Here is a 15043-nt window from a genome sequence, read left to right as displayed (position 1 = left end):
TGGATGGATTAAAGGTAAAATTAACGCTTAAAATAAGCAAAACTTTCGGAAAAACTTGTGCACGCATTCCTCCCGGCTTCGATGATAGATTTTAATTTCGCCTTATATATCTTACCTTTGCCCCATATATTAAGCATATGAAAATCAACGAAAATACCGTCGTAGGGCTTACCTACGAATTAAAAGTAACCAATGAGGCTTCTGAGGATCCTCCCTTTAGCGTGGAGGTAAGAGATGAATCGGATCCGTTTTATTTTCTTTTTGGCAACAGTGGCCTGCCCGAAGCTTTTGAAAAAAAATTAAAAGAAAAAACCATCGGAGATTCCTTTCAATTTATACTGGAAGTAGCCGAAGCCTATGGAAAAGCCGATGATGAATTGATCGTTTCGGTTCCCAAAGCCCAGTTCAATACCGAAAGAGGATTTCAAGAAGAGATGCTCCAGGAAGGCAATTTCCTGCCGCTGGTAGACGAAGATGGCTATCCCATGCAGGCAAAAATTGTAAAAGATCTGGGGGAAGAGTTGCTGTTGGATTTTAATCACCCGCTAACCGGCATGAACTTGCATTTTGAAGGTGAAGTCTTTGAAGTACGGGAAGCGACGGACAAGGAACGGGATGAGGGATTTATGGCCTAGATTATTTAGGTAAATGGAGCTCGCGGACTTCCTCCCAGGTCAACTGAACCGTATCTCCCTTCGAAAGACCCCGCTCCGGAAAGGCCACCTGCCAGGCTTGTTCGGCACCATCAACCTTGATGGTCAATAAATCAAATTCCGGAAAGTACCGGTTCATAAGTACTTTACCAGTTAATTTCCCATCCCTTTTTTTTACCTGAATGTGTGTAGGGCGCAGGAATTGGTTTTCTTTTCCAGGCAAGGCATTCAGTGGCCCAAAAAAACCGGCCACGTACGCGGAGGGCGGATCCTGATGGATATCCTTGATTTTACCCTTGCTGACCAGCTTTCCTCCGCTGGAAAACACACAGAGCTTGTCCGTGAGTAATAAGGCATCCTGAATGTCATGAGTGACCATCAGCAAGGTAAGCTCCAATTCCTGAAAGATCAGGTTGAGTTCATCCAGCAAGTCTCTTTTCTGCATGCTATCCAGGGAATTGAACGGCTCGTCCAGCAACAGCACCTCCGGCTCCAGGCTCATGGCGCGTGCAATGGCTACTTTTTGTTGTTCTCCTCCTGACAATTGCCGGGGGTATGCCTGCCGTTTGCTCTCAAGGCCGAACAGCTTCAATAAATTTTCCAATCGCTCCCTGGCGTAATCTTTATCGTATTGTAATAGAGGACGTGAGATATTTTCAGCAACGGTGGAATGGGGGAAGAGCCCATTGTCCTGCCTGACCAATTGTAGGGCATCGTAGCCAGCTACCAGCTTTTCCTGAGAATTCAATATTTTTTCTCCGTTCAGATGCACTTTGCCCGTATCCTGAACTTCCAAGCCGGCGATAAGTCTCAGCAGGGTGCTTTTTCCACTACCACTGGAGCCAATCACTGCCCAGCGTTCCCCCTTCCCTATTTCAAGACTTACATCCTGTAAGGCATACACTTCTCCGGGGTAGGTTTTACCCAAGCCCTTGATGCTCAGAAAAGTCATTGGGAAAGTTGCTCTTTTACCTTTTTGGGAAGACCCGCATAGACCAGTTCGTACGAATGATCGACCAATTTCAAAATCAGGGAATCAGCGATGGACCCGTCAAAGGACACTGTATTCCAGTGTTTTTTATTCATATGATAGCCGGGTTTAATCCCCTCGTGTTGCTCCCGGAGTAGCACTGCTCTTTCCGGATCGCATTTCAGATTTACACTTTCAAACAACTCAATATCAATGATCGCAAAAATTTTACCTCCCACCTGAAAACAGAGGGCGTTCTCATCAAAAGGGGTGGATTCGGTAGTGCCTGTTTTCTTCAGACAATAACTTCTGAAAAAATCAATTTTCATTAATACATGATTCGTTTGAAAATCCAGAAAATAAGTGCCGCAAGAAATACCACAATAGATATTTTGTTGATGCCATGCATCATGCGCAGATTGAAATTGCTTTTCTTGTTGGGATCCGGCTTTTTAAAAACCCGGATGAAATAGTTTCCTACCTCGCCTACCTCAAAGAACTCCTTTAATTTATTGGACATGATATTATTGATTTTAGTTTTAATGATGAGAATCGTTGGTTTCCGGCTCTATCCACTGCCCATCTTGCCGGATGATTTCTATTAGCTCATCCACCGCCCTTTCAGAGGGTACCGAGCGCTTGACGACCTCTTTCCCCTTATACAAGGTGATCTTGCCTTTTCCAGAACCCACGTAGCCATAGTCTGCATCTGCCATCTCTCCGGGACCATTCACAATACAGCCCATTATTCCAATTTTGACACCTTTTAAATGGTCGGTCCTTTTCCGGATCATTGCCGTCGTTTCCTGCAGGTCAAACAAGGTGCGCCCACAGGAAGGGCAGGAAATGTACTCGGTCTTGGACATTCGCGTCCTGGCTGCCTGAAGAACACCAAAACTAACAGAGTTGTGTAATTTGATTTGGTTCAGCAAGACTTGCCGCTGATCTAAGTTCAATCGATCCAGCCCGATCATGATGCCATCACCCAGCCCGTCGATAAGCAAGCCTCCCACATCCGTGGCGGCAAAAAGCATCGTTTTTTCAGTGTCTTCGTCCGGGTAACTCACCTTGGGCACCACGGGTAATTGAATACCGGCCTGTATCAGCGATACAAAAGCCCGTCTCAACGCCTGCATTTGATGGATTTTATTCGTAGCCAAAACAATCACTACCGGCATCTCATCGGATAGCAAGGGTATTGCCTCCTCCACCTGCTCACAGGGTAGAAAGAGGAAATTAACTTCGGGGTGAAGCTCCTGACTGGATTTCAGCGTCTCAAGGGAGATGGCCGGGCAACTATTTTTCCTGTCCGCATGCGATTTCCAGGCAGCGTGATCAATAATTTCTTTTACTCCGTTGGGAAGCATGAAGGGGACAGGGGTAGTACCCGAATACAGGTAGTCGCAGCCCTGGTCGTTCATCTTCCACTTATCCGGTTCCGGCAGGTAAAAGTGACCGGTGCCTTTTAGCTCCTTGGGCTCCAATAGGTTCAACTTAGAAATATCGGTAATCACCCTGGGCACATTTCCGCTTCCAAAATTCCCCACCTCTACCGTTTTTCTTTTGGTATAGCTGAATGGATCCAGGGGATAGGAATCCAGCCGAGGAATGCCTGATTTTTCGGGACGCTGGGCGTACCGGTCGATGAGGGTTTTGACCACCGGGGATTCAAATTCCGGATCTTCGGTAAGGGAGACCCGAACCGTATCTCCAAGTCCATCTTCCAACAGGGCACCAATACCTACGGCTGATTTTACCCTTCCATCTTCACCATCTCCTGCTTCGGTGACTCCCAAATGAAGCGGGTAAGGCTTAAAACCTCCCTCATCCAGCTTCTGCACCAGCAGGCGGTACGCCTGGACCATTACCTGGGTATTGGAGGACTTCATGGAAATGACGATATCATGGTAATTTTCATCCTCACAAATCCGTAAAAACTCAAGGGCTGACTCCACCATACCCAGCGGTGTGTCGCCGTACCGGCTCATGATCCGATCCGAAAGGGAACCGTGATTGGTTCCGATACGCATGGCGGTACCATTCGCCTTGCAGATTTTTACTAAAGGCAAAAATCGCTCTCGAATCCTTTCCAATTCTGCCTGATAGGTGATGTCGGTATATTCGAGCGTTTCAAATTTCTTTTTGTCAGCGTAATTTCCTGGATTTACCCGTACTTTTTCTACGATTTGAGCGGCAACTTCGGCTGCATTTGGCGTAAAATGAATATCTGCGACCAAAGGGGTGGTATAACCCTGCTTCCTCAATCCTTCTTTAATCTTCCGTAAATTTTCAGCCTCTTTAATACTAGGTGCAGTAATTCTAACCAGTTGGCAGCCACTTTCGATCATTCGAATGGATTGCGCGATGGATCCTTTCGTATCCATGGTATCCACTGTGGTCATGGATTGAACTACAATGGGATTATCCCCTCCTATCATTAAATCACCCACTTTTACAGGGATGGTTTTCCTTCGGGAATAGTCAGTGAGGCTATTGCAATAGCTTGTCTTTTCTTCGATGGTTTTCAGTTCCATAATTATATATCACCTAATTGTGGCCGGATCACTATCTCTTCAACAACAGAACGGGGTGAAAGGTTATAGGCAGACCAAACTGCCTCCGCCACATCACTCGCTTTTATAAACCGATCCTCCGGTAAATCCACTCCTTCCCAACTCGCAGTGTACGTAGCCCCGGGCAAAACGGAAGTTACCCGAATTCCATGAGGCAGGAGCTCCTGACGCAGGCATTTGGTAAATCCCAGCATGGCCCATTTGGAGACCGCATAGCTTCCGCCATTGGCATAGGCGGTAAGGCCTGCAATGCTTCCGATGGAAAAAATATGGCCGCTTTTTCTATTAATAAACTCGTCCGTAAAGGCCCGGGTAAGATAGTAAGTGCTGAATAAATTCGTATGCATCGTTTTCTCGAAGTTCTCTTCCGGCTCCTCGTGAAGGCTCCCGGGAATAAAAATACCGGTATTATTCACTAAAACATCAGGAACCGTGGATTTTTTTACAAAGGCAGCAAATGCCTTGGCCTCTTCCTTTTGGGATAAATCGGCTTCCATCACCTTCACGGAGGCTTCCGGATAAAGGCCTTCGACCTGCTCCTTGAGGGCGTTCAGTTCGCCGCTGTTCCTGCTGCAGGTAAAAATGGTAAACCCTTCCATTGCAAATCGGTGGATAATGGCCTTCCCAATCCCCTTGGTACCTCCGGTGACCAATATACTTTTTGACATTAGTTTGTGTTTTAATTATTAGTATGACAACCAAATAATCGGTACAAAGTTACATTTTTTCCAGCGCTATGCCTAATTAGAATAAGGCGGAAACCTGCATGCGGCCGGTATGCACCAATCGCTCGAGTCCCTGAGAATTCCTTCCTTCATAAATCATGGTTAACTGGAGCCCTTCCCCAATCTTTTGAAGCCAATTAACGCTCCAAATGGTATTATTCCCCGGTGTAAGGGCTTGTAGCATTTCGTAACCGGTAGGGCTGTTTACCTTGCCGTTGTAGTCGATGAAAGTGTAGGCCAGCTGCGCATTAAGGGTGGTTTGAATGGCCTTGGCTACCCGGACATTAAAGGTAGCTTCATGAATCCTGGCGCTTTCTTCAAACGCTTCATTGGCCAGGTTTTCCTTACTTGTCATCCGGTATTTCAAAGATGCCCTGAAGGCCGGCGATGGCTGCAGGTTTATTTCCGGCCCCACGGTCTGCTGGTAAATGGTGAAATCGCGGTTATCCAGAAAATCCGAGGCCGAATTTCGAAACCCCCGGTTCCAGTACATCAGCAGATTCCATTGGGAATTTAACGAATACCGGGCATTTACCCGCCAATCATCCCGGGAAAAATCTTCAAATCCTCCGGTAAGCAACTGTTTTTGATGGGAATTGTAAAAGGATACATCCATGCCGTAAACAGCAGAGGCCCGATTAAAAAACAGGGAAGACCGAAACGTCTGACGTAGTGATAACAAAGAAGTGTCCTTTGCATTGGCAAGTAGCGGGCTGATGCGTTGGAATATATCCCTGGAAGTAATCTTCTTTTCCACATTCCAGTTGGTCTGATTGGAAAACCGGGAAAGCCATTTTTTAAGCCCTCCCTCTTCTTTCCATTCGGAAGGGAATTTCGCATTCAGCCGGTAATTAAACAAAGTGGTATAAGCCTGCACGTATTCATCCGTGGGCACGAATAGTTTGATGTAGTTTTTTTCTTCCGGATTGATGGCCAGGTAAAATTCGTTTAGTTGCTGCACCCCATCTTCATTATCATCCCGCCAGGTGTGGGTTCCTTCGCCGGTAGGCACGGGAAGAAATACAAACTCCCTTCTCAATTCCCTCCCATTTCCCAGGGCATAGGTAAATTCATTGTTCAGGTTTTGGTCAAAGAGGGAACTCCGGTAATCCAGTTTTCCCATGACAGTCGTTTCCTCCGCCTGCTCCCGGCTCAGAAACGATAACTCCCGATACGTGAATGAGCCTTTGAGCGTATGCAAACCAAAGGTTCCGCTCAACCCATAGGTATTCACAAACGCCCGGGTATCCGGAATCAGCTCACCATCGCTAACGGCTCTATCTTCCCGTAGGCTGGCGGTGGCATAGGCATGGAATTTCAAGCTGTCATTGGTATGCAGGGAAACCTGATGTTCTTTAAAGTTCATGGCCGTTCGGATTACTTGTTCCTTTTGAGGGTTGGAAACGACGTTTCGATCTACCTGGAACCGGTAGCCCGGCACCAAAAACCGGGATCGGTATTTCAACTCGCCTTCATAACGCAGCCAATCCGAGTTTAGGGTCTGAACATCACTGCTCAGACGAAAAAAGTCATTGGTTAAGAACCACCTGTTTTTGAAATGATGGTAAAATGCTGCTTTTTGCTGCACTCCTGCTAATACACCCCTCCGCTCCCGAAGATCAAGGCTGTAGGCGATCCGATTGTTCGCATCTTTTGCCAGCTCTACTTTTGCCTGAAAGAGCTTTTCGGCTGCATTTGTTTGGTTCTCCTCAGGCCGCAGCCCCCAGTCTCTATCAAACTCAATGTAGCGCAACCGATCGATAAAAGAAAAATGAGTGGAATTGTATTCCACGATCGTTTGTCCATTGAACCGATAACCCTTCAGCGAAGAAACCGATCTGCCTTCTGAAATCAACCCGGCTTTGAGGCCATATCCTGCATTATCATCCTTATCCAGTGGAGAAAAGAGGTTTTCATCTTGGTCTGACAGGGCTACTTCTGAAAACACTTTTTCGTATGCACCCAATCGAATTTCGGTTCCTGCCGTTACCATCTGTTTTTTATTCGGAGCAGGCAAAGGAGTACGGATCGAATAATTGCCCTGAGGGACCCCATCCACCGGGGGCACAAACTCATAAACGATCCCATTCGCCAGTTGCCTTTCCCTTCGATAATTTCCCTTTCCGACCCCAGTTTCAGAAAATCCAATGGCATAAAAAGCCTCGTCCGGGTCAGTACTGTAAGCATAGTAGCTGAGGGGATCGCCCTGCTCATTTACCTCGGTCACTTTTTTATACAAAATCCGGTTTGGGTCAAAGGGGATACTATCTATCCGTGGAACGGTGGCAGCCGAGAGATCATCGCCCACTGCTGCCAATAAATTTTTATCAGCATCAGAAAACTCCATAAACAGTGGCTGGTTGCGATCATCTTTTTCCCGGTAATAATTAAAATACACCAGTACATTTTCATTTTGTTGCTGATGACTGGCGGTCAAGATGGACCTGGAAAAGTTTCTTTCCGAATATTCAAAGTCCACCCGGACCCGGGAATATTGCGTGATCAATACATCCGGAGTAAACGTTATTTCCCCCTGATTGTAATCAATGGTGTAATCATTGTTGAACCCCCTTCTTAGCTGTTTACCGTCCAAAAACACCTTTTCAGAATTCGCCATAATGATAACAAACCGCTCATTACCAGGCCCTCTCACACGGTAGGGACCGGAGACACCTTCCAACACATCGAGTAGTACAGAGGCGAATTTACCTTTCGCTATCGCAGCCCCGATTTGCGTGGATGCCTTCCAATTGGATCCGAGACTATAATCGGAGCGAAACTGAAGTCCCTGCACATTTTTATAATAACGAAGAAATTCCGACTTCCGCTGCTGCAAAACGACATCGCCCCCGGCAAGGTTGAATTGCTCGTTGTACAGTTCGATCAACACGTTGTCGAAATCCTGAATCTGCTGGGTGTTTCCCTCCGGCTGAAAAGGAACATTCTGATCGGTAATACTGGCACGGATCTGTAAATTGTCTGTCAATTCCCCATCCATCTGAAGATTCAGGGCTGAATTGACAAAGACGTTTTGGGTGTTTCCAAAGGATATTCCCCGGGTAAGACTTCCCGATTGATTGAGCTTATTGGAGGAGAATACTTCCTCTTTAAAGTCCATAATCGGCTTTTTATCCGGAGGGCTGTCTTTGAAATAGGCCAGGGAATCGTAGTCCTCGGCCAGTGAGCGATTTCGATACGTTTTGTGAAAAGAAAAAGGCAGGGGATCGTAGCAAACCTGCAAGGAATCGGGCAGCGGAGTATTTCCGCTTTCTACCCTTATTTTCCCGGTCTGGATGAGGTAGTAATGGGGTACCGGATTTCCAGCTGGATCAGCCACACGGATGGTCCTGGGACGAACGCTCATGGAATCCAATAGGAACTCGGCGGAATTCGAGTTTGGTTTGATCCAGGTGCACGTTTCCTGGAGCGATTGGGCCATTGCGGCCACTCCAAAAAACACCATTAAAAAAGTTAAAAAAAACTTCACCAACCCCATAGCACTGACGATTACCGGCCACTAAAGTAATAAATTCCGATGGAATAATTGAGCTCTTATCCGATAAGGGGGAAAAGCAAGTAAAATACAGTCCCTGAGCCTTTTGAAGTTTTAAACCATATTTTTCCTCCGGCCGTCTCTACACCGCGTTTGGCAATGGCCAGGCCTAGACCGGATCCATCTGTTTTGGTGCTAAAATTCGGAAGAAACACCTTCTCTTTTAACTCATCGTCTATACCTTTTCCATTATCCTTGATTGCCAACTGAATCATCCCTTCTTCCTCGTAGGTAAGACAAACTTGTATCATTGGCTTTTGACCATCCGGTACAGCTTGAATCCCGTTGATAATTAAATTAGATATCACGCGTCCATAGAGCTTTTCGTCCCCCATTATTTTGGAAGAACTGCCTTCCGGAACGGCATCCTCAAATTCCAGTTGCAAATCCTCACGGGTACAAAACAAGGAAACGCATTCGCTAACGACGGCCCGAAAATCCAGCTCCTGATTTTGAGGAAGCGGCATCTTGGCAAAAGTAGAAAAAGAGCTGGCAATTTCACTCAATGTATCCACTTGATGGATGATGGATAATATCGGTTTTTCCAGAGCATCTTCCTGATCCAATTTATTTTCCGCTTTCAGGCGCAATAAGTGCTGCAAGGTCAATTTCATCGGAGTAAGGGGATTTTTTATTTCATGGGCCACCTGCTTAGCCATTTCCCGCCAGGCCGACTCCTTTTCATTGGAGGCCAATACTTTTTTACTCGCTTCCAGCTTAAACAACATGTTATTGTATTCGTTGACCAACAGTCCGATTTCGTCTTTCGAAGGCCACACCATGTATTCATTATTTTCCAGGTTGGTGTCTTTCAGTTTTTGCGTCAGCAATTTAAACGGATGCGTCAGGTGCCGCGACACGAAGTAGGAGATGATCAGGAAAACCAAAAACATCAGCACAAAAATCACCAAAATATTACTAAACACTTCTGTGATCATCACGTTTAATTCCTCTTCAGCTTCAAAGAAAGGGATGGCAATGATGGCTTGCAACTGTTGGTTTTCACCATTCTTCAATGCCAGGTAGACCGTCTTGAACTGCATGGTGCCCACCTTTTCGGTTTGTAGCAGCCTGTTTTCCTGATTTTCAATAATGGCCACATAGGCACCAGGATGCAGGTATCGGGTCAGAATTTTCTTATCAAAAATAGCAGGTTGGTTACTGCCCATAAGCAGACCATTTGGCATATACAGATTGATATCGGCATCCGTAGCATTTGCAAGAGAAAATAATTCATCGTTGATTTCATCCCGGTTCAGGCCGGAAAATTGGTCGCCTCCCAGGTTCCGGTTTAAATTATCCCGAATAATCCCTGCTTTTTGAAAGTACTGCCGGTGTAAATCCTGGGTATACGAGTGGCTCAAAAACCCAACGGCAATAACGCTGATGATTAGCATGGGGAAGAAAAAAGCGAAATTCAGGTACAACTGTAGTTTGGTGGCATAGTTAAATCGCAAGGTATTAACTCCTGCCAAGGCAAGGAAAACGCAAATAGAAACCAAGGTCAATATCAGGTAACTGACGAAGAAAAAGGCCATGTCTCCCAAAATGTAATTCCCAGGGTATTGAGGAGAGGAGATGACGATGACTTTTTCATTGTATTCCACGCCATAGTGATGGTATTCGTTTTCAATTATACCCCCGGTGAACAGGTCGGGATCCACCAACATCTCATCCATCGCTGTACTTCGGTAGCTGTAAACCCCTGAACTGTAATCCAACGTTCCTTCATCAAAAATGGCAAAGTCAAAATTCGTTTCTATATAATTGGAGGCGTATTTATTGTCCATTAATAATTTAGGAAATGCCTTCCCCGACTCCAGCCGTTGTTGATTCAATTCAATGACAATGGTCCCCAGGAAATAATCCTCCCGGTGAATTTTGATAAATGCGACCAGTCGGTTTCCAGTGTTGGTTTCAGTGGTTTTTACGTAATAAAGGTTGTGAACCTGTGTCGCATAATCACTATTCATGTACGTGTTCTTGTACTCATCCAGACTTGGGCTTTCTGCACCATCCAGAATGGGTTGACCAGCTTGATTGTAGACCGATATTTTTTGATTATACTGGTCAAAATACCCGGATAGGTAGATTTTCTGTAGTTTCCTTTCAATGGGATCCTTGGAAAGCAAGGGATCGGAAATTCTGGTCTTTATAAACAAATCCTCCTCAATACGGTGCATGATTTCCTCTAACAAAAACTCCCCCATCACATCTCGATCGAGCATAATCGTGGTTGCGAATTTTTGTTTGGATCTAATTTGATCACTTCGAAAGTGTTGGTAAGATGCTGTACTCGAAATAATCGCCCCTATCAAACAGGCGAAAAAGAACGTCAGGAAGGTGTTAAATTCCAGCTTAAAGATTTTGTTATACAATCGAAAACTGACAATAGCGATTAACAAAATTAAATGTGCCAGAAAAGAAACCAACCAAATAAAATCCACAAAAAAGAGCGACACCACCAGTGGGAAAGCAAAAAGCATCAATACTTTTAAGGGAAAAAAAACGGGATCCGAACGTTTGTACAATACCATATTCAACCCGATGATGGAGAAAAGAAGGTAAGCGGCTCCTCCCAGGAAAACGACGAATAAGCTGATTGCCTTTAGGTAGTCAAATGTCGGAATGGAGGCAATATTCAGATTCCACTGTGCATTTTCAACAATGTTTACATAAAGAAAGAAAAACAGAAACATCAGGAAGGTAGAAAGCAGGTAGGCAGCCAGTAATTGGATACTATAGGCATACTTCTTTCTGAACTGAATAAAATTAAAGAGCAACCGTTTACTACCCAATATTGCTATTACCATACTCAAAACTACCAGGTAGCAAATCACATTAAGCAGCAAATCCCCCAAGCTGGGGTTAAGTTTGGACGAGGCATAAAGACTCGGGTCAAAAATGCCGGTTTGGAAAAAATCATTCGGAAAACTGAAAGCAAGCATCAATATGCGTATGCAACCTAAAATTAAAAAAGTATAAAAGGTAGCAATAACCTTTTGTCCTTTTGTCCAGAGCGTGTAAACAAAGTCACCGCCAATAATCAATACGAGTCCCAAAAGGGAAAAGAAAAAAACCAGCAAGGTGTGATTAGTAGCCTTGCCAGCTGTATCGAATCCAACCCTAAAAAAAACGGAGAACAAGTAATCCTCTTCGAAGTAAACCGCCTGATACCCCTCTTTAGGCTGGTTAGAAAGAATAAACCGGTCATTACCGAAGGTTTGCCGGTCAAATCCGTCAGGAAGGTATTCATTATCAATGGTCAATTTATTCACCAGCGGATAGACATGGAGTAGCCGGTATTCGGTACCATTTCGATTTAAGTGCCAGAGCTTTGCAAAGTAAACTCCCCGTTCATTCTCTATCAGCTGGTACTTTTTGGATAAATTCAGATTTTCGAACTGCGGCACCATTTCTATGTCTGACCAGTAATGAAGATCTCCTTCTTTTGTAAAAATATAATAGGGATAGTGATGAGAAAAAGTAAGGGAAGCAAAGGTTAACTCATCAGTTGACGGATTGGCCGTTACAAGTTGAATATAATCTTCATCAAAGTGCTGTATCACTTCGGCCATTCGCTCTTCCAGCTGGGAAGTATAAAAGGCCGTGTCCCGATCTTTTTCGCCCCCAAGAAAAAAATTCAAGGACAAGACGATCCCTAACATGAGAATAAAAACGACTAACAGTATCCTTCTTTTTTTTAGCATCGCGATTGGGGCAATCAGTAAAGCTAGGTGCAAACAAGCAAAATCTGTTCTACTTTATTCAAAAAATAACCCAATAGAGGAAAAAATCAATGCACTAGAGATTAGACCTAATCTGAAAATGGCTGGATTCGCTTTTTGCGTTAAAAGGTTAGCTTTTTCTTCCTTTTTGCCTTCCTATACCAAAAAAAGGCAATAACCGATAAAAGAAGGTATGGGGCAAGGAATAAATAAAGAATACCCAAATTCAACCCGGCTCCCACCGTAGTATCACCATTGCTAACATTATTTTCAATGGTGGCCCGACACATGGCACATTGCGCCACGACCTGCGGAAGGGTCAAAACCAACATCAGTACAGAGGCTATCAGATATTTCAAACCAGTTTTCATCATTTAAGTAACGGTATTTTTACTCACAAAGTTCTTACCCCAAAGGTAAAATATCAGTGCGAATAATAAGGACTGATCATCAAATAAACAACCACCCCACTGACGGTCACATAGAGCCAAATAGGAAAGGCATATTTTACCACGGCACGGTGCTTGTCATACTTTCCAGTATATCCGTAATAATAGGCCCACAAGATGGGAAACAACGCCACCGCAGCTAATATAATATGCGTAATCAAAAGGAAATAGTACAGCCCTCTGATCCACCCCTCACCGCCAAAAGAAGTACTCTCCGCGGAAGCATGGTAAAGCACATAGCTAACCAGAAACATCGCACCCAACACGAACGCAGCGGTCATGGATGCTTTATGCAAGCCCCTCTTTCCTTGTTTGATAAAATACACCCCTAGTAGCAAGGCAATGGTAGCCGCCGAATTGATAACGGCATTCAGATGAGGCAAAAAATAGACCCAATCTTGCCCTGTATCAATTTTGGAGGGCATGAATAGCAGTACGGCCACCAGTACGGGCACCAATACGGAAATAAAGGTAATCCAACGAAACATGGAACCATCACTTCGGTTCCCCTCAATTTTTGTCTCCATCGTGCAATAATATTTTAGTTTCCAATACCAGTAAATCCACACTCTCCCTTTCAGTCCCACTATAATATCCCCTGATCCTGCCCATCTCGTCCACCAAAACAAATTTATCACTGTGGATGAAGTCTTCCGGTTCGGATTCGCCGTCTATGGTGGGCAAAACAAACCCGCACCTGGCCAGGTCATAGATGTGTTCTTTATTACCCGTAAGGAAAAACCATTTGTCCTTTTCGGCCCGGTGCCGTTCTGCATATTCAGCTAGGACCTCGGGCGTATCGTAGGTGGGATCAATGCTGATCGAAAAAATCTGTACCTTGTCTTCCTTCCGAAACGCATCCTGAACCCGCTCCATCTCGGAGGACATTACCGGGCAAATACTCGGGCAACTGGTAAAAAAGAAATCCACGATGGTGACTTTTCCACGCATATCCTCCCACTGAACTTCCCGATTCAACTGGTCAGTCAAGGAAAAGTCAGGAATATAATGCTGCCCCGAATTGCCTTCATAGTCACATTGCTGATAGGGGTCTTCCACCCCCTGTTCATAAAGAATGGGAATGCTATATTCGTTAGAGGTAAAACCTCTCAAAAACAGAATAATCAACACCGGGATCATTAGCACACAGATCAAAACCATGATCTGAAGAAAGCGTAACATTTTCATACTATCTCATAACAAAAAAAATGGTTGAAGATTCCACTCCAACCATTCATTGATGTACAATTTTTGTCCCTTGACTACCAACGCATCAAAAAGATATCCGCTCCTTCTCTGAAAAGGGCTATAATAAGCCAAACAAGAAAAATTAATGGAACAATAATAGAATAAAATAATGGTTTCACTTCGTCACCAAGGTGCATGAATTCCATCATGATGTATTTAGCTTTGACAATCGTCAATACGATGAAAATGATGTACAAAAACATCCCTCTTTCCATTGTAAATGCAAGCAGGAATTCTACAGCGGTCACCACCAGTAAAATCAATGCTGTCATCCAGATTTTTTTAATTTTTGCCGAGTCTCTGGGAATTACTTCTAACCCGTTTTTATTTTCTTGTGCCATAATTCAACGATGCGATTATTGTTCTATATCAGGTAGAAAAAGGTAAATACAAACACCCAAACCAAATCAACGAAGTGCCAGTATAGACCAATTTTTTCAATCATTTCATAATGCCCTCTTTCCTCATAAACACCTACAGCTGCCTGATAGAAGGCAAGAAACAGGAGAAATACTCCAATGGTTACGTGGAAGCCATGAAACCCCGTGATGAAGAAAAACAATTGTGCAAAAGGGGCCGGGCCGTATTCATTTACCAAAAGATTGGCTCCGTAGACGGTTTCGCTGACGACATTACCCATCGAATTCACATACGTTAGCATGGATCCTTCATCAGTGCCATGGATAAAGTGGGACCATTCCCAGGCCTGGCAGCTAAGAAATGTAATGCCACCCAGTAGTGTCCAAAGCATCCACTTGACCACGTCTTTTTTATCATTGCGGTGACCGGCTTCTACCGCTAATACCATCGTCACTGAGCTTAATATCAAAATGAAAGTCATCAAGCCTACGAATACCAATGGAAAATGACCTCCATGAACGAATGGGATGGCATCAAAGATCATTTCCGGAATGGGCCAGTACTCATTAGAGCTCACAAAATCAGCCACTTCACCACCATAGGCAGGATAGCTCACCCGAATCGCCCCATAAGTAATCAAAAAGGCGGTAAACGTAAAAATATCGGACAACAGGAAAAACCACATCATCAGCTTGCCGTAGCTAGCTTTCAGTGGTTCGTTTCCTCCACCCCAGACGCCTCTTTTGGATTGGATTTCAATAGCAGTCGAAGACATAATCGATAA

The 15043-nt window shown here is 44.6% G+C and carries 13 protein-coding genes; 1 reads left to right on the top strand and 12 read right to left on the bottom strand.

Annotated elements, in window-relative coordinates; all coding sequences use genetic code 11:
* Window positions 1–137 precede the first annotated feature (137 nt).
* Window positions 138–635, top strand: a complete 498-nt coding sequence (locus GJS45_RS09530) for an FKBP-type peptidyl-prolyl cis-trans isomerase (RefSeq protein ID WP_162341315.1) — start codon at window positions 138–140, stop codon at window positions 633–635.
* A gap of 1 nt (window position 636) precedes the next feature.
* Here the strand turns inward: GJS45_RS09530 and GJS45_RS09525 are convergent, their stop codons facing one another.
* From GJS45_RS09525 to GJS45_RS09470, 12 genes are all read right to left on the bottom strand, one after another.
* Window positions 637–1605 (bottom strand): ABC transporter ATP-binding protein, encoded by a 969-nt coding sequence (locus GJS45_RS09525; RefSeq protein WP_162341313.1) that lies wholly within the window; start codon window positions 1603–1605, stop codon window positions 637–639.
* On the bottom strand, window positions 1602–1952 hold the full coding sequence (locus GJS45_RS09520; protein WP_162341311.1) for an MmcQ/YjbR family DNA-binding protein: 351 nt from the start codon (window positions 1950–1952) through the stop codon (window positions 1602–1604). The genes GJS45_RS09525 and GJS45_RS09520 overlap by 4 nt, the downstream gene beginning before the upstream one ends.
* Window positions 1952–2143 (bottom strand): DUF6728 family protein, encoded by a 192-nt coding sequence (locus tag GJS45_RS09515; protein ID WP_394351321.1) that lies wholly within the window; start codon window positions 2141–2143, stop codon window positions 1952–1954. The genes GJS45_RS09520 and GJS45_RS09515 overlap by 1 nt, the downstream gene beginning before the upstream one ends.
* Window positions 2144–2162: 19 nt before the next feature.
* Entirely contained in the window at window positions 2163–4157 is a 1995-nt protein-coding gene (gene ispG / locus GJS45_RS09510; RefSeq protein WP_162341309.1) for a (E)-4-hydroxy-3-methylbut-2-enyl-diphosphate synthase, read from the bottom strand.
* A gap of 2 nt (window positions 4158–4159) precedes the next feature.
* On the bottom strand, window positions 4160–4864 hold the full coding sequence (locus GJS45_RS09505) for an SDR family oxidoreductase (RefSeq protein WP_162341307.1): 705 nt from the start codon (window positions 4862–4864) through the stop codon (window positions 4160–4162).
* A 76-nt stretch (window positions 4865–4940) separates the two neighbouring features.
* Entirely contained in the window at window positions 4941–8384 is a 3444-nt protein-coding gene (locus GJS45_RS09500) for a hypothetical protein (RefSeq protein WP_235954698.1), read from the bottom strand.
* Between the two features lie 89 nt (window positions 8385–8473).
* Window positions 8474–12142 carry a sensor histidine kinase gene (locus tag GJS45_RS09495; RefSeq protein ID WP_235954697.1) on the bottom strand — a complete coding sequence of 1223 codons (3669 nt, stop codon included), beginning with the start codon at window positions 12140–12142 and terminating at the stop codon, window positions 8474–8476.
* Window positions 12143–12324: 182 nt separating this feature from the next.
* Window positions 12325–12573: a hypothetical protein gene (locus GJS45_RS09490; RefSeq protein WP_235954715.1), complete on the bottom strand. Its 249-nt coding sequence runs from the start codon at window positions 12571–12573 to the stop codon at window positions 12325–12327.
* Window positions 12574–12626: 53 nt separating this feature from the next.
* Window positions 12627–13178 carry a DUF420 domain-containing protein gene (locus tag GJS45_RS09485; RefSeq protein ID WP_162341301.1) on the bottom strand — a complete coding sequence of 184 codons (552 nt, stop codon included), beginning with the start codon at window positions 13176–13178 and terminating at the stop codon, window positions 12627–12629.
* Window positions 13162–13839 (bottom strand): SCO family protein, encoded by a 678-nt coding sequence (locus GJS45_RS09480; RefSeq protein ID WP_162341299.1) that lies wholly within the window; start codon window positions 13837–13839, stop codon window positions 13162–13164. The genes GJS45_RS09485 and GJS45_RS09480 overlap by 17 nt, the downstream gene beginning before the upstream one ends.
* 74 nt (window positions 13840–13913) lie before the next feature.
* Window positions 13914–14240: a cytochrome C oxidase subunit IV family protein gene (locus GJS45_RS09475; protein ID WP_162341297.1), complete on the bottom strand. Its 327-nt coding sequence runs from the start codon at window positions 14238–14240 to the stop codon at window positions 13914–13916.
* 23 nt (window positions 14241–14263) lie between these two features.
* Window positions 14264–15034: a cytochrome c oxidase subunit 3 gene (locus GJS45_RS09470; protein WP_162341295.1), complete on the bottom strand. Its 771-nt coding sequence runs from the start codon at window positions 15032–15034 to the stop codon at window positions 14264–14266.
* Window positions 15035–15043 lie beyond the last annotated feature (9 nt).

It is taken from the genome of Cyclobacterium salsum (genome assembly GCF_010119245.1).
In the GTDB taxonomy this organism is placed as follows: domain Bacteria; phylum Bacteroidota; class Bacteroidia; order Cytophagales; family Cyclobacteriaceae; genus Cyclobacterium; species Cyclobacterium salsum.
The sequence above is the reverse complement of the archived record's forward strand: the minus strand, read 5'-3'. Positions and strand labels throughout refer to the sequence as shown.